The organism is Catellatospora coxensis, from assembly GCF_016862635.1.
Taxonomy (GTDB): Bacteria; Actinomycetota; Actinomycetes; order Mycobacteriales; family Micromonosporaceae; genus Catellatospora; species Catellatospora coxensis.
The window spans coordinates 33231-55105 of record NZ_BONI01000044.1; the positions used below are offsets into that span (position 1 = coordinate 33231).

The window sequence follows — 21875 nt, forward strand, 5'->3', positions numbered from 1 at the left end:
ACGCAGACTTTCTACAGAACCCCCATAATTCGCCCCCAGGCGTTCATGACCCGGAGATCATCCGTTCACACACCCCGGGGCGGTGAAAGTTTTCACCACTCCCGCCACCCGTACATGGCAGAAGCTCCGACCGTCTCGCCGGAGCGGCACGATCGGAGCCGCGGGGGCAGATCCTCTCACATACACGTAGCCCCGTCCATGCAGCTCAGGCGGCATGGACGGGGCTACAGCCCGAACGTCAGTGCTGGGTCGGGAAGCCCAGGTTGATTCCGCCGTGGCGCGGATCGAGCCAGCGGCTGGTGACCACCTTGCCCCGGGTGAAGAAGTGCACCCCCTCCGCGCCGTGCGCGTGGGTGTCGCCGAACAGCGAGGACTTCCAGCCGCCGAAGGAGTAGTACGCCATCGGCACCGGGATCGGCACGTTCACGCCGATCATGCCGACCTCCACCTCGTGCTGGAACCGCCGGGCGGCCCCGCCGTCGTTGGTGAAGATCGCCGTGCCGTTGCCGTACGGGTTGCCGTTGACCAGCGCCAGCGCCTCGTCGTACGAGCCGACCCGGACCACGCTGAGCACCGGCCCGAAGATCTCGTCCGTGTAGATCGACATCTGCGGCGTTACCTGGTCGAACAGCGTGGGTCCGAGGAAGAACCCGGATCCGTCGGCATCGGGCCGCACGGCGCGCCCGTCCACGACCAGCTTCGCGCCGGCCCGCTCGCCCGCGTCGACGTACGACGCGACCTTGTCCCGGTGCACCTTGGTGACCAGCGGACCCATGTCGCAACCCCGGCGGCCGTCGCCGGTGCGGATGCCCGCCACCCGCTCGGAGATCTTGCCGACCAGCTCGTCGCCGACCGGATCGACGGCCACGACGACCGAGATCGCCATGCAGCGCTCGCCCGCCGAGCCGAAGCCCGCGTTGACCGCCGCGTCGGCGGCCAGGTCGAGGTCGGCGTCCGGCAGCACCACCATGTGGTTCTTCGCGCCGCCGAGCGCCTGCACCCGCTTGCCGTGCGCGGTGCCCGTCTCGTACACGTAGCGCGCGATCGGGGTCGAGCCGACGAACGACACCGCCTTCACCTGCGGATGGGTCAGCAGCGCGTCCACGGCCTCCTTGTCGCCGTGCACCACGTTGAACACGCCGTCGGGCAGGCCCGCCTCGGCGAACCACGACGCCAGCAGCACCGACGCGCTCGGGTCCTTCTCGCTCGGCTTGAGCACCACCGCGTTGCCACAGGCGATCGCGATCGGCGCGAACCACAGCGGCACCATCGCCGGGAAGTTGAACGGCGTGATCACCGCGACCACGCCCAGCGGCTGCCGGATCGAGTACGAGTCCACCTCGGTCGACACGTTCTCGCTGAAGAAGCCGCGCTGCGCCGACGGGATGCCGCAGGCGAACTCGACCACCTCCAGGCCGCGCTGCACCTCCCCCGCCGCGTCGGAGAGCACCTTGCCGTGCTCGGCCGTGATCGCCGCGGCCAGCTCGTCCCGCCGCTCGTGGATGAGCTGCCGGAACGCGAACAGCACCGCGCTCCGCTTGGCCAGCGACGCGTCCCGCCAGGCCCGCGCCGCCCGGTCCGCGGCGCTCACCACGACACCGACGTCGGAGGTCGACGCGAAGTCCACCAGCGCCGCCACCTGGCCGGTCGCCGGGTCGTACACCTCGCCCTGCCGGGTCGCCCCGTGCTCCCAAGGCTTGCCGTCCACGAAGTGGGTGATGTAACCAGTCATGCCCGCTCCTCGCTGCGCTCGTCTCCGGCATCGCCGAAGCAGCCGATTCGCTCGACAAGCTCGCTCATGCTGTCACCGCCTGCTGATGTGCCGCCGCCAGTGCCGCGGCGAGGATGTCCAGGCCCTCCTTGGCCTCGGCCTCGGTGAGGGTCAGCGGCGGGCCCATCCGGATCACGTTGCCGTACAGGCCGCCCTTGCCGACCAGCAGGCCGTTGGCCTTGGTCTCCTCCAGCACCCGCAGCGCCAGCTCGGGCGCCGGGTCCAGGGTGCCCGGCCGGACCAGCTCGAACGCCAGCATCAGGCCCTTGCCGCGCACCTCCGCCACGATCGGGGAGTTCAGCCCGCGTACGCCCGCGTGCAGCACCTCGCCCACCCGGGCCGCGTTGGACTGCAGGTCGTGGTTGAGCAGGTAGTCGAGCACCGCCTGCCCGGCCGAGGCGCTGATCGGGTTGCCGCCGAACGTGTTGAACGAGATAGCGGACAGGCAGTCCATGATCTCGCCGCGGGCCACCACGCCGCCCAGCGTGAAGCCGTTGCCGATGCCCTTGGCGAAGGTCAGCATGTCCGGCACCGCGTCGTGGGCCTGGTAGCCCCAGAAGTGCTCGCCGGTGCGGCCCCAGCCGGTCTGCACCTCGTCGGAGACCCACAGGATGCCGTGCTCGTCGAGCACCTCCTTGATGGCCTTGAAGTAGCCGTCGGGCGGCGCGACGAAGCCGCCGACGCCCTGGATCGGCTCGGCGATCAGGCACGCGACGTCGCCGGCGGTGGTGGTGGCCAGCACCTCGCGCAGGTCGGCCACGGAGCGCTCGATGTACTCGGCGTCGGGCAGGCCCGCGAACACCCCGCGCAGCCGGTCGCCGGAGTGCAGGTAGCTGACGTTCACCGGGGACAGCGAGGTCGCCGACCAGCTGCGCTGGCCCGTGACGGCGAGCGCGGCGAAGCTGCGGCCGTGGTAGCTGTTGCGCATCGCCAGGATCTGGTTGCTGCGCCGGTACTGGGTGGCCAGCAGCAGGGCGGTGTCGTTGGCCTCGGTGCCGGAGTTGGCCAGGAACACCTTCGGGTTCGGGATGCCGGACACCTTGGCGATCTTCTCGGCCAGCTCGACCTGCTTGCGGATCAGGTACAGCGTCGAGGAGTGCGCGATGCCCTTGTCGAGCTGCCGCCGCACCGCGTCGGAGATCTCCGGGACGTCGTATCCGATCATCGTGGTGAGCACGCCGCCGAAGAAATCAAGGTACGTGCGCCCCGACGCGTCGGTGACCCGGCAGCCGGAGCCGGAGACCAGCTCGATCGGGTCGGCGTACAGCGGATTGATCCAGTTGGGCATGACGGCGCGGTGGCGGTTGAGCAGTTCGTCGGTGCTCATGGGCTAACACGTCCTTCGGCGGGCGGTATCGGCTGTGTGTGAGATCACCCTGGACGCTCCCAGCTCCGGGAGCCCTGGGCAAGCTACATCGTGCCAGCCGCCGCCGTGTCGACCTGACAGATCGTCAAGCCGGGAGGGTACGCGCAGTGCTGCTCGCCTAAGAATCGAAGGTTTGGTGTCAGCCCCGCAACGCGTCCCTCGCCAGCAGCGCCACGTGCAACGACAGGCACACCTGCACCGAGTCCAGGTCCACTCCCAGAATGCGCTCGATCCGGGCCAGCCGCTCGTAGAAGGCGGGCCGGGACAGGTGCGCCGCGCCCGCGGCGATCGACTTGTTGCGCCCGTGCTCCAGGAACACCCGCAGCGTCGGCAGCAGCGCGTCCCTCGGATGCTCGGCGTCGTACGCCAGCAGCGCCCCGAGCTGTCGCTCCACGAACGTCTGCAGCCGCGGCTCGTCCCGCAGCAGGTGCAGCAGCCCCGGCAGGCCCACGTTGGGCAGCCGGTGCACGTCCGGGCCGGCCGGGTCGTGCCGGGCGGCCTCGGCCACCTGGCGCGCCTCCACCAGCGAGCGCCGGGCCTCGCGCAGGCTGTCCACGCCCGAGCCGGCCGCGATCAGCAGCGTGTCCGCCCGTCCCCGGCGCAGCGCGGCGGCGAAGGCCTCCAGCGCGGGCTCCTCCTCCCCGCGTACCGCCAGCAGCGCGCCTACCGCCCGGTCGTCGACGGCGCTGGTCAACCCGGTCTGCTTGGCCTCGCGCAGCGCCTGCGAGGCGGCGTCGGCCAGGTCGCGCAGCGCCGCCTGGCCCGCCTCGGTGCCCGCGGCCAGCGACTCGTCCCGGTGCCGCACCACCACCCCGACCAGGCGGCGGCGCTCCAGCTGGATGCCCAGCGCGGCGGCCCGCAGCGCCACCTCCGACACCGGCAGGCTGTGATCCAGCAGCGCCGACAGCAGGGTGCCGTGCAGCTGCCGCTCCAGCCCCTCGGCGTCACGCCGGATCAAGCGGCCCAGCGCGAGCGTCGAGGCCGCCCGCTCCAGCAGGATGATCAGGCGTGTCGGAGGCGTCGCCGAGGGCGCGGCCAGCCCGGCATCAGGCTCGTCCCACGAGCCGTCCGGCCCCTGCGCCGTGGCGAGCGGGGCGTCCACCGGGCGGCCCGCGGCCGTCCCCGAGGCGGGCCAGCGCAGCAGCAGCCGCCCCCAGTCCTGCCCACGCGCCCCGACCGGGGTGACCAGCCAGCCCGTGTCCGGGTCGTACCCGGTGCGCCCGCTGCCCGACGGCTGCGCCTTGACCCGCCGGGAATGCTGCTCCCAGCCGTCCAGGAGCATCTCCGCGCGGTCTCCGGCCGCGTCGTAGGCCAGAACCTGGCGGGCCAGGTTCTCCAGCACCACGGGGCAGCCGGCGAGCTGCGCCGCCTGGTGCACCACCTCGGCGGGCTCCGCGCCCTCCACGCTCAGCTCGGTGAACCGCTGGTGGATCTGCTCGGTGGCGCGCAGTTCGGCGAGTTGCGCGTCCACGATCAGCGCGTGCACGGCCTCGGTGATCTGCACGAACGGGGTCGGCCGGCGCAGCTCGACGAGCGGCAGGCCGGCCTTCTGCGCGGCGGCCGCCATCACCCGCGGCACGCTCGCCGTGTACCGCCGCCCCAGCTCCACGATCAGCCCGGACACGCCCACCTCGGCCAGGTCGTTGACGAACGCCCGTACGCCCGCGTCGTCGGCGGGCAGGCCGATGCCGGTGGTCAGCACCAGCTCGCCGCCGCGCAGCAGGGTCGCGATGTCGGGCACCTCCGCCGAGTGCACCCAGCGCACCGGCCGGTCGAGCCCCGACTCCCCCGCGACCAGCCGCGGCGCGCCGATCCGCACCGGGTCCAGCGCGATCACCTCACGCACCGTCGGGAACACCGCGGTCACCGCGGTCCCGCCGCGGCGTCACGCCCGGCACGTCTGCAACAGCTGGCCATTCCCCGACCTCGACAGCCCTATGGTCCGTTCAGCCTAACCACGCCGCCGAGCCGCACCGGCCACCCGGTCACGAAGCCGCGGTCTCCGCCTGCTCGTATCGGCCGGCCAGGTGGCGCAGCAGCACCAACGGGAACACCCCCAGCGCGGTCAGCGGGACCGCGCACCAGAGCCCCAGGCCGCCCTGGTACACCGACAGCCCCGATGCGGCGACGGTGGCCGACCACCACACGTCGGCGATCGCGATGCCCAGTAGCAGCCGGCGCGGCGCACGAGCACGCCACGCCGGCTCGTCCTCCTGGCCGCCTCGGCGCCGATCCCACCAGGCCGACGCCGTCCCGACCGCCGCGAAGAAGACCCAGACGGAGAGGAACATCCGCCAGCTGAAGGGGCCCGGCTCCGAGCCGAGAACGGCGATCAGCGCCACGAGCGACAGCTGAATCACCCCGACCAGGGCGAGCACTTCCACCGGCACCGCCCACCAGCCGATACGCCGCCTGAGCCGGGTCAGCACAGCGTCGTCCCGCTTCGGAAGATCATGGCGCGCAGTGTAGGCGCCGACCAAAACAGATCTTGCGCGGAACGGGCGGCAGCCGGGGTCAGGCGGGGTCGTCGCGGGTGAGTTCCCAGCAGGCGACGGCCGTCGCGGCGGCGACGTTGAGGGAGTCGACGCCCCGGCGCATGGGCAGGCGCACCCGTACGTCGCTGGCCTCCAGGGCGTGCCGGGACAGGCCCGGCCCCTCCGCCCCCAGCAGCAGCGCCGGGCGCAGCCGCTGGGTGTCGGTGAGCCGCTGCATCGGCACCGCGTCGGCCGCGGGGGTCATCGCGAGGATCGTGTACCCCGCGTCGCGCACCTCCGACAGCGCCTGCGGCCACGGATCGAGCTTCGCGTACGGGATCGCGAACACCTCGCCCATGCTCACCCGCACGCTGCGCCGGTAGAGCGGATCCGCGCAGGTCGGCGACAGCAGCACCGCGTCCACCCCCAGCGCCGCCACACCCCTGAAGATCGCCCCGATGTTCGTATGGTTGTTGATGTCTTCCAATATGACCACGCGCCGGGCCGCGGCCAGCACCTCCGAGGCCGCGAGCGCGGGCTGCCGGTGGAAACTCGCCAGCACGCCCCGGTGCACGTGGAACCCGGTGACCTGCTCCAGCACCTCCGGCTCGGCCCCGTACACCGGCGCGCCGTCGAGATCGGCGACCTGCCCCGCCCGCTTGGCCTCGACCAGGAACGAGCGCGGCCGGTAGCCGGCCCGCAGCGCGCGGCGCAGCACCAGCTCGCCCTCGGCGATGAACAGCCCGTGCGGCGGCTCCCAGCGGGTACGCAGCTCGACGTCGGTCAGCGCCCGGTAGTCCGCGATGCGTTCGTCGCCCGGATCGGTGATCAGTTCCACGTCCCGATTCTGCCGTCCGGGGCGGCACGGCCCGGCGGCGACACCGCGCTTGGGGCGATCAGGCCCGCCGGAAGGTAGGATCGGCCACCGCCGCCCGTCCATCGGCCGTCTGCCCTGACTCGCTCAGCCGGTCGGACGTCCCCAATCCTGAGGTATCGATGAAGAGCACCGCTCCGAAGATCACCGTGGTCGTGCCCACGTACAACGAGCGCGACAACCTGCCGAAGCTCGTCGACCTGCTGGCTGCCCTGCCGGTGGCGAACCTGCACGTGCTGGTGGTCGACGACAACTCGCCGGACGGCACGGGCGAGGTCGCCGACAAGCTGGCCGTCGACGGGCCCGTCCCGGTCACGGTGCTGCACCGCACGGCCAAGGACGGGCTGGGCCGGGCCTACGTGGCGGGCATGACCCAGGCGCTGGACGAGGGCGCGGACATCGTCATCCAGATGGACGCCGACCTGTCCCACCCGACCACCGCGATCCCCGCCATGCTGCAGACGCTGGCGGACACCGACGCGGCCGTGGTGCTCGGCTCGCGCTACGTCACCGGCGGCGCGGTCGCCAGCGACTGGCCGTGGCACCGCAAGGCCCTGTCGGCCTGGGCCAACTTCTACGTCAACGCCATCCTGCGGCTCCGGGTCAAGGACGCCACCGCCGGCTTCAAGGCCTGGCGATCCCAGACCCTGCGCGCGATCGACGTCGCCTCGGTCCAGAGCAACGGCTACGCCTTCCAGGTCGAGATGAACCACCGCGTGGTCCGCCAGGGCCTGCGCATCGCCGAGGTCCCGATCCGCTTCGAGGAACGCGAGGAAGGCGTCTCCAAGATGAGCCTCGGCGTACAGATCGAGTCCGCCCTGGTCCCCTGGAAACTCCTCCTGGGCCGCAACCCGCACTGATCCCCGTGACACCAGAAGGGCCGGCAGCCTTCGCTGCCGGCCCTTCTGCGTCACTCCAAGATCCCGACGATCTTGCGTGAACTGTTGGGAGTTTGTCCGGTTCGCCCGTGTCGTACCCACAGTTCGCGCAAGATCGTCGCCGCGTGGGGGCGGCGAGGGCCGTTACTCCTTGGGGAGGCGGCTGGTTTCGATTTCGATCTCCTTGACGGCGGCGGCGGCCGCCTCGGCTACGCGCTGGGCCTCGGCCTCGGCTTCGGCGCCCGACTCGCGGGCCGCCTCGGCGGCGGCGGGGTCGGGGCGCAGGCCGCCGAAGGTGGCGGCGATGCCGTCGAGGGCCTTGGTGAGCTCGACCGGGACGATCCAGAGCTTGTTCGAGGCGCCGGCCGCGATCTGCGGGAGGGCCTGCAGGTACTGCCAGGCCATCACCTTGTTGTCGGGCGAGGACACGTGGATGGCGTCGACGACCAGCTTGATCGCCTTGGCCTGGCCCTCGGCCTGCAGGATGCGGGCCTGCCGCTCACCGTCGGCGCGCAGCACCGCCGCCTGCTTCTCACCCTCGGCGGTGAGGATCTGCGACTGCTTGTGGCCTTCGGCGTTGAGGATCGCGGCGCGGCGGTCACGCTCGGCGCGCATCTGCTTCTCCATGGAGTCGCGGATGCTCGGCGGCGGCTCGATCGCCTTGATCTCGACGCGGGTCACCTTGACGCCCCAGCGGCCGGTGTTCTCGTCGAGCACCGCCGACAGCTGCCGGTTGACCTCCTCGCGGCTGGTCAGCGAGCGCTCGAGGTCCATCGAGCCGATGACGTTACGCAGGGTGGTGACGGTCAGCTGCTCGATCGCCTGCAGGAAGTTGGCGATCTCGTAGGTGGCCCGCACCGGGTCGATGACCTTGAAGTACAGCACGGTGTCGATGGAGACCACCAGGTTGTCCGACGTGATCACCGGCTGCGGCGGGAAGCTGACCACCTGCTCGCGCAGGTCGACCTTGGTCCGCACGGCGTCGATGAACGGCACCAGGATGTTCAGACCGGGGGTCAGCGTGCGGTTGTACTTGCCGAGGCGCTCGACCACGTCGTTGCGCTGCTGCGGCACGATCTTGACCATCTTGATCAGCGTGATCAGGACGATCAGCGCGATGATGGCCACCAGCGCGGTGATAAAAGTCTCCATCAATCCCTCCAGACCAGCGCGGTCGCGCCGTCCACTTTCACTACCCGGACCCGGTCACCCGGGACATATGTCTTCGTGGCGTCGTACGGCCGAGCCCGCCAGAGCTCGCCGCCGATCTTGACCAGGCCGTTGTCGGCGTCGACCCGCTCCACCACGAGCGCGTCCGCGCCCTCGGTGACCGCGAGCCCCATCGAGGCGGCATCGGCATCCTGCCGGAACCAGCGGTGCTTCATCCAGGGGCGCACCACCGCCAGCGAGAGGACCGACACCCCGATGAACACGATGCCCTGGATCCAGCCGGGTGCCCCGCCCAGACCCACCAGCGAGGCGACCAGCGCGCCGGCGCCCAGCATCAGCAGCACGAACGTGCCGGTGAAAAGCTCCGCGATCACCGCCACCGCTGCGAGGAGTAGCCACCACATCCAATCTTCCACGTGCTGATCGTGTCACGCGCACGCCAGTGTTGGGGGGTGTGGATCTCCTCGTCCGTTCGGACAGATCCGGAGGTACGCCCAGCCAGCCGGGGTAACGCCTTGGCCTGGACGCCGTTGTCCGCATAGGTTGTCCAGCGCAGTTGGCAGCGTTCGGGGTGCGGCGGCACCGGCGGGCGCACAGGGTGGAGAGACGATGACGCTGAACACGCAGACCGCGGCCCGCTTCGACGAGCTGGTCGCCGGCGCGCAGGCGCAGGGGCGTACCCCCTGCCTGGTGGCGGCCGTGGTGCGCGACGGGCGACCGGCCCACCTCGCCGTGGCCGGGACCGATCCGGCGACCGGGGCGGCGCCCACCGGCGACACCCAGTTCCGCATCGGCTCGATCAGCAAGACGCTGACCGCCGTGCTGCTGATGCAGCTGCGCGACGAGGGCGCGCTCGCCCTGGACGACCTGCTCTACCGGCACCTGCCCGGCACCCCGGTCGGCAGCGCCATCACCATCCGCCAGCTGCTCGGCCACATCTCCGGCCTGCAGCGCGAGCCCGACGGCCTCTGGTGGGAGCGGCACGACGGCCCCGACCTGGACACCTTCCTCGCCGCGCTGACGCCGGACAAGCTCGCCTACCCGCCGCACCGCGCCTACCACTACTCCAATCTGGCGTACGGGCTGCTCGGCGCGGTCGCGCACCGGCTCACCGGTCTGCACTGGACGGAGCTGGTCACCAAACGCCTGCTGGAGCCGCTGGGCATGACCCGCACCAGCTACACCGAGGTCGAGCCGTTCGCCCGCGGCTACGTGGTGCACCCGTGGCACGGCACGCTGAACGAGGAGCCGCGCACCGACGCCGGTGCGATGGCCCCCGCCGGGCAGCTCTGGTCCACCGCCGACGACCTGCTCAAGTGGGCCGCGTTCCTGGCCGAGCCGGACCCGGCGGTGCTCGCCCCGGCGACGCTGGCCGAGATGTGCGCCCCGGTCGTGATGACCGACCTGGACGCCTGGACCGCCGGCCACGGGCTCGGCCTCGAAGTGACCCGCAGCGGCGAGCGCATCTTCGCCGGGCACGGCGGGTCCATGCCCGGCTACCTGGCGCACCTGTGGACGCACCGGCCCAGCCGGACCGGCGTGGTCACCTTCGCCAACGCGTACACCCTGCACGGGCAGCGCATGGCCGACCTGAGCCGGCAGCTGCTGACCGAGGTCCTCGACGCCGAACCGGAGCGCCCGGCGCCGTGGCAGCCGCAGCCCGCCGGGCAGCCGCACGAGCTGGAGGGCACGTGGTGGTGGATGGGGCGGGAGTTCGCCGCCCGCTTCGACGCCGACGCGGGCGAGCTGGTCTTCACCCCGGTCACCGTGCCCGGCACCCCGTGGCGGTTCACCACCGAGGGCGCGGACGTGTGGCGCTGCCACAGCGGCAGCAACGACGGCGAGGTGATGCGGGTCCGCCGCGACGCCGAGCGCACCCCGGTGGAGCTGGACATCGCCACGTTCCTGCACACCCGGCAGCCGTGAGCGGCTACTCCGGCGCGGTCACGAAGTCGATGAGCCGCTCGACCGAGTTGACCAGGGGCGTCTCCAGGTCGTGGTAGCTGTCCACGCGCGACAGCAGCCGCCGCCAGAACAGCGCGGGCTCCTTCACACCGAGCGCGGCGCAGATGCCCTCCTTCCACGGGTGCCCGTACGGCACCACCGGCCACTCCTCCATGCCCAGCCGCGACGGCTTCACCGCCTGCCACACGTCCACGTACGGGTGTCCGGCGATCAGGCAGTGCGGGCTGTCCACCGCCTGCGCGAGCCGGGCCTCCTTGGTGCCCGTGACCAGGTGGTCCACCAGCACGCCCAGCCGCCGTCCCGGGCCGGGCGCGAACTCGCGCACCGCGGCGGGCAGGTCGTCGACGCCGTGCAGCGGCTCCACCACGACCGCCTCGGCGCGCAGGTCGTCGCCCCAGATGCGCTCCAGCAGCTCGGCGTCGTGCAGGCCCTCGACCCAGATCCGGCCGGCGCGGGCCACCTGGGCGCGGGCCGGCCCGGCGGCGACCGAACCGGACGCGGTACGGCGCGGCTGCGCGGGCGCCGCGGAGGCCTGCGGGCGGCGCAGCGTCACCACCGTCCCATCCAGTAGGAAGGCGGCGGGTTCCAGTGGGAAGTGCCTGCGGCGGCCGTGGCGGTCCTCCAGGGTCACCGCGCCGTACTCGAAACCCACGATCTCCCCGCAGAACCCGCTGCCCGCGTCCTCCACGACCATGCCCAGCTCAGCGTCGTGTTCGGGGGTCACCCGGCGAGGCTTGCGGCGGTCGAAGGAATCGAGCACATCATCGCTGTAGCGCATGCGACGGCACCCTAGTCCCCGCGCGCGTCGCGCGCTCAATGACGCGCCGGTCCGGGACAAACCCCAGGAACAGCACGTACCCTGGTCGGCATGTCCCCCGCAGCGCAGGTGACCCTGACCACGCGCCGGTCCGCCCGCTTCGTCGCGTGGACCCGGGCCTGGCGCGCCGGACTGGTGTCCTTCGACGAGATCCTCGACGACCTGACCGCCGAGGAGGAGCAGCACGTGCGCGACCTGCCCGGCCAGTGGCGCGAGGAGGTCGAGCTGCGCGAGGCCCTGCCCGCGCTGGCCAAGCTGCACCCCGACGAGATCCGGCTGGTGCTGCCGGTGCCCGGCGACCCGCGCGGGCTGCCCGGCCCCGGCCCGTTCACCAGCCACGCCCTGGTCAACGGCGAGGGTGTCATCGCGAGCCGGCTCGGCCTGGTGCCCGAGACGCGGCAGCACACGTCCGGGTCGGGCGTCACCTTCACCACCGTGCTGTGGCGGGCGTTCGAGCTGCCCGAGGCCCCGAGCGCGCACCTGCCGGGCGTACGCGAAGCCGACGGCGCGCTGAGCCTGGCGCTGACCGAGACCACCACCCGGCTGGTCCGCCTGGACGTGGCGCAGTGGCGGCCCGAGCTGGCCGGGGCGCTGCAGGCGCTGCGCAAGCCCGACGCCGAGACCGACCTGCCCCCGGGCTACGACCCGCGGGCCCGGCGGCTCTACGCCCGCGCCTGCGTCGTGGACCGGGTGCTGACCCTGGCCGGCCAGGCCGCCCCGGGCGGGGCGCTGAACAGCTTCGAGGCCCAGCAACGCGACGAAGCCCTGCGCCCCCTGGCCGCCGCCTGCCGCGCCGCCATGGTCGCCGCCTGCAACGCCCCCTTCGAGGCGTGACCCGACCCCGATTTCAATAGACGTTGGCCTATCACATCGAAAATGATCGCCGATTATTCAGCGTGATAGGCCAGCGTCTATGCAAGGCCGGGCGTGTGGACGGTCAGCGGGCCGGGGTGTCGGGCGCGTCGGCGGGGACCGGGGTGAGCGGCTCGACCTCGTCGATCAGGTCGGCGACGGAGCTGATGACCCGCGACGGCCGGTACGGGTACCGCTCCATGTCGGCCTTGGTGGCGATGCCGGTGAGCACGAGGATGGTGTGCAGCCCGGCCTCCAGGCCGCACAGCACGTCGGTGTCCATCCGGTCTCCGATCATCGCGGCCGACTCCGAGTGCGCGCCGATCTTGTTGAGCGCCGAGCGCATCATCATCGGGTTCGGCTTGCCCACGAAGTACGGCTCGATGCCGGTGGCCTTCGTGATCAGCGCGGCGACCGAGCCCGCGGCCGGCAGCGCGCCCTCGTTCGACGGCCCGGTGGCGTCCGGATTGGTGCAGATGAAGCGGGCGCCCTTGTTGATCAGCCGGATCGCCGTGGTGATCGCCTCGAAGCTGTAGTTGCGGGTCTCCCCCAGCACCACGTAGTCGGGCTCGTAGTCGGTCATGATGTAGCCCGCCGCGTGCAGCGCCGTGGTCAGGCCCGCCTCGCCGATGACATACGCCGTGCCGCCCGGCCGCTGGTCGGCCAGGAACTGCGCGGTGGCCAGCGCCGACGTCCAGATCGCCGACTCCGGCAGGTCGAAGCCCAGCCGGGTGAGGCGGGCGTGCAGGTCACGCGGGGTGTAGATGGAGTTGTTGGTGAGGACCAGGAACGGCATGCCCGACGCCCGCAGCCGCCCGATGAACTCCGGCGCGCCCGGCACCGGCTCACCCTCGTGGACCAGTACGCCGTCCATGTCGGTCAACCAGGCGGCGATCGGCTTGCGGTCGGTCATCGGGTTCCCTCTCTGTTGCTGCGCGCCGGCGGCGGGCAGCAGTTGCTCGCGCAGACATCCCAGTGCCCGAGCCTACCGAGCGCGGCCCGGGAGCGGTCCCCCGGCGGCGTCATCCGCTCCAGCACGAGGTCGCGCACCATCGCCACGAACCGCGGGTCGGCGCCGGGCGTGCCCGCCCGCACGAACCCCAGGCCCAGCCGGCGCGCCGTCGCCGCGGCCTCCTCGTCGAGGTCCCACAGCACCTCCAGGTGGTCGGACACGAAACCGATCGGGCTCACCACGACCTGGGTGACACCCTCCTTGGCCAGCACCTCGAGGTGGTCGTTGACGTCCGGTTCCAGCCACGGGATGTGCGGCGCGCCGGACCGGCTCTGCCAGACCAGGTCCCAGGACAGGCCGGGCGCGCCCCGCTCGGCGACCAGCCGGGCGGTCTCGCGCAGCTGGGCCTCGTAGCGGCCGCCGGACGGGCCGCTGGACTCCGCCATGGACACCGGGATCGAGTGCGCGGTGAACACCAGCCGGGTGCTCGCGTGCTGGGACGCGTCGAGCGTCGACAGCGCCGCGGCGACCGCGTCGGCGAACGGCTCGACGAAACCGGGGTGGTCGTGGAAGTGGCGCAGCTTGTCGACGACCGGGGCGCGCGGCCCGACCGCGGCCCGCGCCGAGGCGATGTCCTGCAGGTACTGCCGGCACGACGAGTACGACCCGTAGGCGCTGGTCGCCAGCGCCACCGCGTGGCCGATGCCGTGGTCGCGCATCTGCGCCAGGGTGTCGGCCAGCATCGGCCGCCAGTTCCGGTTGCCCCAGTACACGGGCAGGTCCACCGCGTTGGCCGCGAAGTCGGCCCGGATCGCGGCGACCAGCTCGCGGCACTGCTCGTTGATCGGCGACACCCCGCCGAAGCGCAGGTAGTGCTCGGCGACCTCGGCCAGCCGTTCGGGGGGTACGCCGCGGCCCCGCGTCACGTTGTGCAGGAACGGCAGCACCTCGTCGGGGTGTTCCGGACCGCCGAACGACAACAGCAGGAAGGCGTCGTACATGCGTAAAAGGCTAGATCCCCACCCGGACCGCCCACACATCACCCACCCGCCATCCCACCCACGTCACAGAACGCGGGCCGCCAGGACCTGGGCCGAGGCCCAGACGCCCCAGGCCGCAACTCTTAAAGAGCTGCGGCCTGGGTGACGTCCGGAAAGCGCAACTCTTGAAGAGTCGCGACAGCAGTTACGCGCCGAGGGCGTGGTAGCCGCCGTCGACGTGGATGATCTCGCCGGTGGTGGCGGGGAACCAGTCGGAGAGGAGGGCGCAGACGGCCTTGGCGGTGGGCTCGGTGTCGGTGAGGTTCCAGCCCAGCGGGGCGCGCTCGGTCCAGGACTCCTCGAACTTCTCGAAGCCGGGAATCGACTTGGCGGCCATCGTGCGCAGCGGGCCGGCCGACACCAGGTTGCTGCGGATGCCCTGGTCACCGAGGTAGTTGGCCAGGTAGCGGGAGGCGGACTCGAGGCCGGCCTTTGCCACGCCCATCCAGTCGTACACCGGCCAGGCGACGGTGGCGTCGAAGGTCAGGCCGACGATCGAGCCGCCGTTGGGCATCAGCGGCAGGGTGGCCATGGCCAGCGCCTTGTACGAGTACGTCGACACGTGCACCGCGGTGGCCACGTCCTCCCACGGCGTCTGCAGGAACGTGCCGCCGAGCGCGGTGGACGGCGCGAAGCCGATCGAGTGGACCACGCCGTCGAGCCCGTCGACGTACCCGCGCACGTTGTCGGCCAGGGCCGCCAGCTGCTCCGGGTTGGTCGCGTCCAGCTCGATGACCGGCGCGGTGACGGGCAGCCGCTTGGCGATCCGCTCCACCAGCGACAGGCGGCCGTAGCCGGTCAGCACCACGGTCGCGCCCTGCTCCTGGGCGATCTTCGCGACGTTGAACGCGATCGACTGCTCCGTGATCACGCCGGTGACCAGGATGCGCTTACCTTCGAGCAGCACGTCTACTCCTCATTCGAAATCTTGTCGAGCACGGTGGTGAAGGGCGGTCAGTGGCCCATGCCGAGGCCGCCGTCGACGGGGATGACCGCGCCGGAGATGTAGCCGGCGGTGTCGCCGGCGAGCCAGGTGACGACGCCAGCGATCTCGTCGACCGCGGCGATGCGGCCGGCCGGGATGGCCTTGCGGATCTCGGCCTTGCGCTCGTCGGTGAGCTTGTCGGTCATGTCGGTCTCGATGAAGCCGGGGGCGACCACGTTCGCGGTGATGTTGCGGGTGCCCAGCTCGCGGGTGATCGAGCGGGCCATGCCGACCAGGCCGGCCTTGCTCGCCGCGTAGTTGACCTGGCCCGCGCCGCCGTACAGGCCGACCACCGAGGAGATGAAGATCATGCGGCCCCAGCGTCCGCGGACCATCTTGGTCGAGGCGCGGCGGGCGCAGCGCCACGCGCCGCTCAGGTTGGTGTCCAGCACCCGGCCGAACTGCTCCTCGGACATGCGCATCAGCAGCGTGTCGTCGGTGATGCCGGCGTTGGCGACCAGCACCTCGACCGGGCCCAGCTCGTTCTCCACGGTGGTGAACGCAGCGTCGACCGCCGCGGGGTCGGTGACGTCGCAGGTGACGCCCAGGATCTCCGGGGCCAGCGACTGGTCGAAGGTGCCCCGGTGGGTGATCGCCACACGGTCGCCCTGCTTGGCGAACGCCTGCGCGATCGCCAGGCCGATACCGCGGTTGCCGCCGGTGACGAGGACGGTACGAGACACGGTCACTCCTTCGCGATCAGGTTGTTCCGCCTGAGCCTAGGACGCCGCGCGGAAGGCGGCCGGTACGGGGCCGTGACTAAATCCGACTATAATCTTTGTGGGATTCCCACAGACTGCTCCGTCCGGGTGGACACGGAAACCCTGCCGGTACGGCTGATGCGGATCACGATCGCCCATACGGTATGATCACGACGTTTGCGAGCTGGATTTCGGCCTAAGGAGGTGATCGCTATGCGAGATAGCGATCCTCCGAGTCATGGCCGGGTCCTGCGAGCCGCAGTGCGCTGACCGCGCCAGAGCTCTCGCATCCCCACGCGCTCTCCTTCCCACCGAGCCGGTGTCCGCCACCGGCTGGGAGGCCTGCGCCGTGACCTGGTCATGACTCACACCCGCGTGTCCCTGTAGTTGCCTGCACAACACAGTCACCGGAGTACGTCATGAGCCGTTACCTCGCCCCACTGGGCTTCACCCTCGCCGCGACCTGGGTGGTGGCCATCTTCGTGCTGGTCGGCGCTCGCTGAGCGCCACCGGCCCGCGCCCGCGACGAGGCGGGCGCACCCGGACCCCGGCTGCCCGTCAGGGCAGCCGTGACGTCCAGAGCAGGCTGAGCGCGCCCGCGCCGAGGCCGAGCAGCAGCGCCGCCCCGGCGAACCACTGCGAGACCTCCTTGGGCACCGTCTTGTGGCCGATCGACGAGCCCATGTCCTGGTACACCTGGGTCAGCTCGGCCGCCGACGCCGCCTCGTAGAAGAAGCCGCCGGTCGTCTCGGCCAGCTCGGCCAGCGCCTGCCGGTCCACCGGCACCCGCTGCAACTGCCCGGCGATGTCCACCATGCCGGCGTCCGTGCCGAAGGCGATCGTGGTCACCGGCACGTTCGCCTCGACCGCCGCGACGGCCGCGTCCTCGATCGCCCGGCCGTAGGTGCGGTAGCCGTCGGACAGCAGCACGATCCGCGCCGGTGGCGGCCCCTCGGCCCCGGCCCCGGGCACCGCCTTGATCGCGTCCAGCGAGGTGTACACGGCCTCGCCGGTCGCGGTGGCCTCGGCCAGCTCCAGCGCGTCGATCGCGTCGGTCACCGCCGCGCGGTCCTTGCCCGGCGAGACCAGCACGTTGGCCGACTTCGCGAACGACACCAGCCCCAGGTTGTACGAGCCGGGCAGCTCCTGCACGAACTGCTTGGCGGCCTCCTGCGCCGCCTCGATCCGGGTCGGGGTCACGTCGTCGGCCTGCATCGACAGCGACACGTCGATGGCCAGGATGATGGTCGCCCGCTCCAGCGGCTCGTCGACCTCCACCGAGGGCCGTGCCAGCGCCGTCACCAGCGAGAACAGGCCGGCCAGGAACAGGCCGGCGGCCACGTGCCGCCGCCAGCCCAGCCCTCGGGGGGCCAGCGAGCGCAGCAGCTCCAGGTTGCTGAACGGCAGCGCGGTGTCCCGCCGGAACCGCCGCAGCAGGTGCCGGGCGGCGTACGCCCCGGCCAGGGCCAGCACCGGGATCAACCCGAGCAGCCACATCGGATCCAGGAAACGGATCATCGGCTCCCCCCGCGGGTACGGCGGTGTCGTTGCGCGGCCACGAACCGCACCAGGTCGAGCAGCCAGTCGGAGTCGGTGCGCAGCCGCACCTGCCGCGCCCCGGCGGTGCGCACCGCGTCGGCGATCAGCTCTCGCTGCCGCGCCGCGGCCTGGGCATAACGGCGGCGCAGGTCGCGGTCGCCGGTCTGCACCTCGTGCACCGCGCCGGTCTCCGGGTCGCGCAGCTCCAGCACCCCGGCCGCGGGCAGTTCCAGCTCGCACGGGTCGAGCACCTCGACGGCCAGCACCTCGTGCCGGGCGGCGAGCTTGCGCAGCGGCCAGGCCCAGCGCTCGGGCGGGTCCAGGAAGTCCGAGATCACCACGGCCAGCCCGCGCCGGCGCGGCGGGCTGTTCAGCGCCTCGATCAGCGGCGCGAGGCTGTCGGCAGGATGCTGCGGGACACCACGCTGCCTGCCACGCCACCGCGCGCCCGGCGGGCGTCCGGGTGCCGTGGCCCGTGCCGCGCCGCCCTCGTCGATCAGGCGCGCCACCGTACGCAGCAGCCCCTGGGCCTCCCGGCGGCCGGGCCGCGCGGGCCGGCGGACCAGCTCGGGGCCGCCCGCGTTGATCACCGCGCCGACCCGGTTGCCGCCGCGTACGGTCAGGTGGGTCATCGCCGCGGTCGCCGCGAGCACCAGGTCGCGCTTGAGCATCCGGGCGGTGCCGAAGTCGAGGCTGGGCGACAGGTCCACGGCCAGCCAGGTCTCGAGCTCCCGGTCGGCCACGGTCAGCCGCACGTGCGGGACCGTGGTGCGGGCGGTGACCGGCCAGTCCATCCGCCGTACGTCGTCGCCCGCCCGGTATTCCCGCGACTCACCCGCCTCGCTGCCGGGCCCGGGCAGCAGGCCCAGGTAGTCGCCCTGCAGCAGGCCGTCGAGGCGTCGGTTGACCAGCAGTTGCAGCCGCCGCAGCGCCGCCTCGCCGCCGGCCCGTTCCGGCGCGGTCGCGGTCATGGCCGCGCCCCGCCTGCGCCGCGACCGCTCATGTTGCCTGCTGCCGCGGGGCGACCGAGGGCAGCGGCACCGCGGCCAGCACCCGGGCGACGACGTGGTCGGCGGGGATCTCGTCGGCGAGCGCGTCGTAGCTGAGCACCAGCCGGTGGCGCAGCACGTCCGGGGCGATGTCGAGCACGTCCTGCGGCAGCGCGTAGTCGCGCCCGCGCAGCAGGGCCAGCGCCCGGGTGGCCCGCACCAGGCCGAGCGAGGCGCGCGGGCTGGCGCCGTACTGGATGAGGCGGGCGACGTCGGGCAGCCCGTGCTCGGCCGGGGCGCGGGTGGCCAGCACCAGGCGCACCGAGTAGTCGACCAGTGCATTGTGGACGAACACCTGGTCGGCGCGTTCCTGCAGGCCGAGCAGCGCCTCGGTGGTGAGCACCGGCACCGCGCGCGGCGGCGCCACGCCCATCCGGTACACGATCTCGCGTTCCTCGGTGTCGGTCGGGTAGCCCACCAGCACCTTCAGCAGGAAGCGGTCGCGCTGCGCCTCGGGCAGCGGGTACACGCCCTCCTGCTCGATCGGGTTCTGGGTGGCCATGACCAGGAACGGATCCGGCACGGTATGGGTCACCCCGCCCAGCGACACGTGCCGCTCGGCCATGACCTCCAGCAGCGCCGACTGCACCTTGGCCGGGGCCCGGTTGATCTCGTCGGCGAGCAGGAAGTTGACGAAGACCGGGCCCAGCTCGACGTCGAAGCGCTCGCTGCCGGTGCGGTAGATGCGCGTGCCGACGATGTCGGCGGGCACCAGGTCCGGCGTGAACTGCACCCGCGCGAACGTGCCGCCGACGACCGTCGCCAGGGTCTCCACGGCCAGGGTCTTGGCCACCCCGGGCACGCCCTCCAGCAGGCAGTGCCCGCGGGCCAGCAGGGCCGTGAACATGCGCTCGATCAGCCGGTCCTGGCCGACGATCACCTTCTTGACCTCGAACAGGGCGCGTTCCAGCAGCGTCGCGTCCTGCGCGGGCGTGGCGGGCGCGGCGGGCACGGCTTCGGCGCTGCCGACGAGCGCGGGGCCGGTGGCGTTGTCGTAGGCGATGGGCTGCACCACGGCTCCTCGTTACCGACGGGTTGCTGACCTGCCCCAGCCTCGCACGAACAGCCGACTTATGCGGCATAGTGCCGTTATTACGGCGAAACCATCAGTGGTCAGCGCCCGCCGGTGTCGGCTTTTCATTTCATCCGAACGGATGCCCCGCCACTCTTCCCTCCGCGCCCGGCGCGTGGTTAATATTCGTGCGTTGCCGGGCGGCTTCCCCCGTGGCCGCCCGGCACGCCAAACACAGTCCGAGCCCCGCTCGGGCTTTTTTGTTGCGCGGGTAGGCTCCACGACGTGATCGAGGCCGAGGCTCCCCTGATCTGCTCGCGCAAGGGCTGCCGCGCCGCAGCCGCCTGGGAGCTGCGCTGGAACAACCCGAAGCTGCACGATCCGCAGCGGCGCAAGACCTGGCTCGCCTGCGACGAGCACCGGCAGACCCTGGCCGACTTCCTGTCCGCGCGGGGCTTCCTGCGCGAGACGCTGCCCCTGACCTGATCGTCTATCGTCGAAACGTGACCGAGCCGCGGCTGGAAGCACCACGACACACCGCGGCGCGCAGCGCCCTCGACCCGTGGCCGGGCGAGGTCACCTGGCGTCCCGTCTCACCGCGGCTGGTCGCGCTGGAACTCACCCGGGTGTCGATCAGCACCGCGATCATGCTGGCGGTGTGCGGCGTGATCTGGGCCTTCACCGGTTCGAGCTGGGCGCTGGTCGCCGCCGTCGCGGTGCTGGTGCTCACCGTCGTGCGGGGCGTGGTGGCGGTGCGCGCCGCCCGCTCCTACGGCTACGCCGAGCGCGAGCGCGACCTGCTGGTCCGGCACGGCCGTATGGTCCGGCACCTGTCCATCGTCCCGTACGCCCGCATGCAGTACGTCGACGTCGTCGCCGGCCCGCTGGAGCGCTCGTTCGGCCTGGCCACGGTGCAGCTGCACACCGCCGCGGCGGCCTCCGACGCGACCATCCCCGGCCTCGAACCCGCCGAGGCCGCCCGCCTGCGCGACCGGCTCGCCGCACTCGGCGAGGACGCCGGTGAGGGCCTGTGACCGCACCCGCCGGCCCGCCGGAGCAACCCTTGCCCGCCGCCGTCGAGCGGCCGCAGGCGATCGCCCGGCAGCGGTTGCATCCGCTCAGCCCGGTGCTCAAGAGCGTGCGCACCCTGTTCCTGGTGGTCGCCGCCGTGTCCTGGCGCGGCCTGCAGAACCTCGGCCCCGACCTTTACGCCCTGGTCCTGCTCGGCCTGCTGGTGCTGGTGCTGCTCTACTCCGCCGTCGCGTGGCGCTTCACCGGCTATGAAGTGGTCGGCCGGGAGCTGCGCATCCACGAGGGGGTGCTGTTCCGGCGCACCCGCGCGGTGCCGCTGGAACGGCTCCAGGCGATCGAGGTGGTGCAGCCGGTGCTGGCCCGCCTGGCCGGGCTCGCCGAACTGAAGCTGGACGTGGCGGGATCGGGCAAGGCCGAGGCGCCGCTGGCCTTCCTGCCCCTGGCCGAGGCCGACGTGCTGCGCACCCGCCTGCTGGCGCTGGCCAGCCGGACGTCGGCGGCGACCGCCGAGACGGCCCCCGCCGCGACCGAGCCGGACGCGGCGCAGCCCGAGCAGGCCGACCTCTACCGGGTCGACAACAACGAGGTGATGGTCAGCCAGTTCCTGACCCCGCCGGTGATGTTCACCCCGCTGGCCATCCTGTACATCATCGGCCAGCTGGCCTTCAACAGCGACTTCGGCGTCTTCGCGGTCGCCAGCATGGTCACCGCCGTGGCGGGAACCATCGGTGCTCCAGTGATGCGCATCCTCAACTTCTGGAACTTCCGGATCGGCCGGGCCGCCGACGAGCGCCTGCGCATCCGGCACGGCCTGCTGGAGACCCGCAGCCAGGTGGTCGCCCCGCAGCGCATCCAGTCGCTGACGGTGACCTGGCCGCTGCTGTGGCGTGGCAAGGGCTGGCTGCGGGTCACCCTCGCCGTCGCCGGGCAGAGTTCGGTCAACGCCGACGGCCGGCAGAGCCGGGCCGAGACCGACCGGCTGCTCCCCGTGGCGACCGTGGACACCGCGCGGGCCCTGGTGCCGCTGGCGCTGCCCGGCCTGGACATCAACGCCCTGCCGCTGTCACCCGTGCCGCACCGGGCCCGCTGGCTGGCCCCGCTGCGCCGCCGGGTGCTGGCCGCGGGCCTGACCGAGCACGCGTTCGCCACCGTCGACGGGCTGACGACCCGGCAGCTGACCGTCGTGCCGTACGCCCGGATCCAGAGCGTGCGCGTCACCGAGGGCCCCTGGCAGCGCCGCCTCGGCCTGGCCACGGTGTACGTCGACGTCGCGGGCGCGACTCCCGCCGCGGCCGTGCACCGGCCGCTGGCCGAGGCCTTCGCCTGGGCGGACGACCTGACCACCCGCGCCCGCGCGGCCCGCGCAGAAGTGTAAGTCGACTTACTATAAATCGAGTT

21 protein-coding genes are annotated in these 21875 nt (G+C 72.2%); 6 read left to right on the plus strand and 15 right to left on the minus strand.

Going from position 1 to position 21875, the window contains the following annotated elements:
* Nucleotides 1–238: 238 nt before the first annotated feature.
* From Cco03nite_RS24440 to Cco03nite_RS24460, 5 genes are all read right to left on the minus strand, one after another.
* The gene (locus Cco03nite_RS24440) at nt 239–1732 is read right to left on the minus strand and encodes a CoA-acylating methylmalonate-semialdehyde dehydrogenase (RefSeq protein WP_203694533.1); all 1494 of its coding nucleotides are present in this window, start codon (nt 1730–1732) and stop codon (nt 239–241) included.
* 64 nt (nt 1733–1796) lie between these two features.
* A complete protein-coding gene (locus Cco03nite_RS24445) occupies nt 1797–3098 on the minus strand; it encodes an aspartate aminotransferase family protein (RefSeq protein WP_203694534.1) in 1302 nt (433 codons plus the stop codon).
* Nucleotides 3099–3276: 178 nt separating this feature from the next.
* Nucleotides 3277–4995, minus strand: a complete 1719-nt coding sequence (locus Cco03nite_RS24450) for a PucR family transcriptional regulator (protein ID WP_444546531.1) — start codon at nt 4993–4995, stop codon at nt 3277–3279.
* A 127-nt stretch (nt 4996–5122) separates the two neighbouring features.
* A complete protein-coding gene (locus tag Cco03nite_RS24455) occupies nt 5123–5566 on the minus strand; it encodes a hypothetical protein (protein ID WP_203694536.1) in 444 nt (147 codons plus the stop codon).
* An 85-nt stretch (nt 5567–5651) separates the two neighbouring features.
* On the minus strand, nt 5652–6551 hold the full coding sequence (locus tag Cco03nite_RS24460) for a TrmH family RNA methyltransferase (protein WP_203694537.1): 900 nt from the start codon (nt 6549–6551) through the stop codon (nt 5652–5654).
* 56 nt (nt 6552–6607) lie between these two features.
* On the opposite strand from Cco03nite_RS24460, the gene Cco03nite_RS24465 reads away from it, so the two are divergent.
* Complete coding sequence (locus tag Cco03nite_RS24465; protein ID WP_203694538.1) at nt 6608–7345, plus strand: polyprenol monophosphomannose synthase; 738 nt, start codon at nt 6608–6610, stop codon at nt 7343–7345.
* Nucleotides 7346–7507: 162 nt separating this feature from the next.
* Here the strand turns inward: Cco03nite_RS24465 and Cco03nite_RS24470 are convergent, their stop codons facing one another.
* Nucleotides 7508–8515 carry an SPFH domain-containing protein gene (locus Cco03nite_RS24470; protein ID WP_203694539.1) on the minus strand — a complete coding sequence of 336 codons (1008 nt, stop codon included), beginning with the start codon at nt 8513–8515 and terminating at the stop codon, nt 7508–7510.
* Nucleotides 8515–8949 carry an NfeD family protein gene (locus tag Cco03nite_RS24475; protein ID WP_239167619.1) on the minus strand — a complete coding sequence of 145 codons (435 nt, stop codon included), beginning with the start codon at nt 8947–8949 and terminating at the stop codon, nt 8515–8517. Before Cco03nite_RS24475 ends, Cco03nite_RS24470 begins: the two co-directional genes overlap by 1 nt.
* Before the next feature lie 193 nt (nt 8950–9142).
* Between Cco03nite_RS24475 and Cco03nite_RS24480 the strand changes: the two genes are divergently transcribed.
* Nucleotides 9143–10459: a serine hydrolase domain-containing protein gene (locus tag Cco03nite_RS24480; protein WP_203694540.1), complete on the plus strand. Its 1317-nt coding sequence runs from the start codon at nt 9143–9145 to the stop codon at nt 10457–10459.
* 4 nt (nt 10460–10463) lie between these two features.
* On the opposite strand, the gene Cco03nite_RS24485 is transcribed toward Cco03nite_RS24480, so the two are convergent.
* Nucleotides 10464–11276 (minus strand): DUF3097 domain-containing protein, encoded by an 813-nt coding sequence (locus Cco03nite_RS24485; protein WP_203694541.1) that lies wholly within the window; start codon nt 11274–11276, stop codon nt 10464–10466.
* 90 nt (nt 11277–11366) lie between these two features.
* On the opposite strand from Cco03nite_RS24485, the gene Cco03nite_RS24490 reads away from it, so the two are divergent.
* Complete coding sequence (locus Cco03nite_RS24490; RefSeq protein ID WP_203694542.1) at nt 11367–12149, plus strand: Rv1486c family protein; 783 nt, start codon at nt 11367–11369, stop codon at nt 12147–12149.
* A gap of 103 nt (nt 12150–12252) precedes the next feature.
* Here the strand turns inward: Cco03nite_RS24490 and Cco03nite_RS24495 are convergent, their stop codons facing one another.
* From Cco03nite_RS24495 to Cco03nite_RS24525, 7 genes are all read right to left on the minus strand, one after another.
* A complete protein-coding gene (locus tag Cco03nite_RS24495; protein ID WP_203694543.1) occupies nt 12253–13080 on the minus strand; it encodes an HAD-IIA family hydrolase in 828 nt (275 codons plus the stop codon).
* Nucleotides 13077–14120 (minus strand): ferrochelatase, encoded by a 1044-nt coding sequence (locus tag Cco03nite_RS24500; RefSeq protein WP_203694544.1) that lies wholly within the window; start codon nt 14118–14120, stop codon nt 13077–13079. The genes Cco03nite_RS24495 and Cco03nite_RS24500 overlap by 4 nt, the downstream gene beginning before the upstream one ends.
* Before the next feature lie 184 nt (nt 14121–14304).
* Nucleotides 14305–15066: an enoyl-ACP reductase FabI gene (fabI, locus tag Cco03nite_RS24505; RefSeq protein ID WP_203694545.1), complete on the minus strand. Its 762-nt coding sequence runs from the start codon at nt 15064–15066 to the stop codon at nt 14305–14307.
* 47 nt (nt 15067–15113) lie between these two features.
* A complete protein-coding gene (gene fabG, locus Cco03nite_RS24510) occupies nt 15114–15827 on the minus strand; it encodes a 3-oxoacyl-ACP reductase FabG (RefSeq protein ID WP_120315934.1) in 714 nt (237 codons plus the stop codon).
* Between the two features lie 576 nt (nt 15828–16403).
* Nucleotides 16404–17363, minus strand: coding sequence for a VWA domain-containing protein (locus tag Cco03nite_RS24515; protein WP_203694546.1), 960 nt, complete (start codon nt 17361–17363; stop codon nt 16404–16406).
* Nucleotides 17360–18355 (minus strand): DUF58 domain-containing protein, encoded by a 996-nt coding sequence (locus tag Cco03nite_RS24520; protein ID WP_203694547.1) that lies wholly within the window; start codon nt 18353–18355, stop codon nt 17360–17362. Before Cco03nite_RS24520 ends, Cco03nite_RS24515 begins: the two co-directional genes overlap by 4 nt.
* Nucleotides 18356–18383: 28 nt before the next feature.
* A complete protein-coding gene (locus tag Cco03nite_RS24525; protein ID WP_203694568.1) occupies nt 18384–19385 on the minus strand; it encodes an AAA family ATPase in 1002 nt (333 codons plus the stop codon).
* A 345-nt stretch (nt 19386–19730) separates the two neighbouring features.
* Here Cco03nite_RS24525 and Cco03nite_RS24530 point away from each other — a divergent pair, with 345 nt between their 5' ends.
* From Cco03nite_RS24530 to Cco03nite_RS24540, 3 genes are read left to right on the plus strand one after another with little or no spacing between them, the layout of a single operon-like run.
* Entirely contained in the window at nt 19731–19931 is a 201-nt protein-coding gene (locus tag Cco03nite_RS24530; RefSeq protein ID WP_239167620.1) for an acetone carboxylase, read from the plus strand.
* 17 nt (nt 19932–19948) lie between these two features.
* On the plus strand, nt 19949–20479 hold the full coding sequence (locus Cco03nite_RS24535) for a PH domain-containing protein (RefSeq protein WP_239167621.1): 531 nt from the start codon (nt 19949–19951) through the stop codon (nt 20477–20479).
* Nucleotides 20476–21852 carry a PH domain-containing protein gene (locus tag Cco03nite_RS24540; protein WP_344350281.1) on the plus strand — a complete coding sequence of 459 codons (1377 nt, stop codon included), beginning with the start codon at nt 20476–20478 and terminating at the stop codon, nt 21850–21852. The genes Cco03nite_RS24535 and Cco03nite_RS24540 overlap by 4 nt, the downstream gene beginning before the upstream one ends.
* Nucleotides 21853–21875: the final 23 nt, after the last annotated feature.

What these genes read in the sequence shown, in the direction of transcription:
- Cco03nite_RS24500 (WP_203694544.1), bottom strand. Translation starts at nt 14,120, where the DNA reads ATGTACGACGCCTTCCTGCTGTTGTCGTTCGGCGGTCCGGAACACCCC.
- Cco03nite_RS24485 (WP_203694541.1), bottom strand. Translation starts at nt 11,276, where the DNA reads ATGCGCTACAGCGATGATGTGCTCGATTCCTTCGACCGCCGCAAGCCT.
- Cco03nite_RS24495 (WP_203694543.1), bottom strand. Translation starts at nt 13,080, where the DNA reads ATGACCGACCGCAAGCCGATCGCCGCCTGGTTGACCGACATGGACGGC.
- Cco03nite_RS24520 (WP_203694547.1), bottom strand. Translation starts at nt 18,355, where the DNA reads ATGACCGCGACCGCGCCGGAACGGGCCGGCGGCGAGGCGGCGCTGCGG.
- Cco03nite_RS24445 (WP_203694534.1), bottom strand. Translation starts at nt 3,098, where the DNA reads ATGAGCACCGACGAACTGCTCAACCGCCACCGCGCCGTCATGCCCAAC.
- Cco03nite_RS24480 (WP_203694540.1), top strand. Translation starts at nt 9,143, where the DNA reads ATGACGCTGAACACGCAGACCGCGGCCCGCTTCGACGAGCTGGTCGCC.
- Cco03nite_RS24460 (WP_203694537.1), bottom strand. Translation starts at nt 6,551, where the DNA reads ATGGACGGGCGGCGGTGGCCGATCCTACCTTCCGGCGGGCCTGATCGC.
- Cco03nite_RS24470 (WP_203694539.1), bottom strand. Translation starts at nt 8,515, where the DNA reads ATGGAGACTTTTATCACCGCGCTGGTGGCCATCATCGCGCTGATCGTC.
- Cco03nite_RS24465 (WP_203694538.1), top strand. Translation starts at nt 6,608, where the DNA reads ATGAAGAGCACCGCTCCGAAGATCACCGTGGTCGTGCCCACGTACAAC.
- Cco03nite_RS24490 (WP_203694542.1), top strand. Translation starts at nt 11,367, where the DNA reads ATGTCCCCCGCAGCGCAGGTGACCCTGACCACGCGCCGGTCCGCCCGC.
- Cco03nite_RS24440 (WP_203694533.1), bottom strand. Translation starts at nt 1,732, where the DNA reads ATGACTGGTTACATCACCCACTTCGTGGACGGCAAGCCTTGGGAGCAC.
- Cco03nite_RS24515 (WP_203694546.1), bottom strand. Translation starts at nt 17,363, where the DNA reads ATGATCCGTTTCCTGGATCCGATGTGGCTGCTCGGGTTGATCCCGGTG.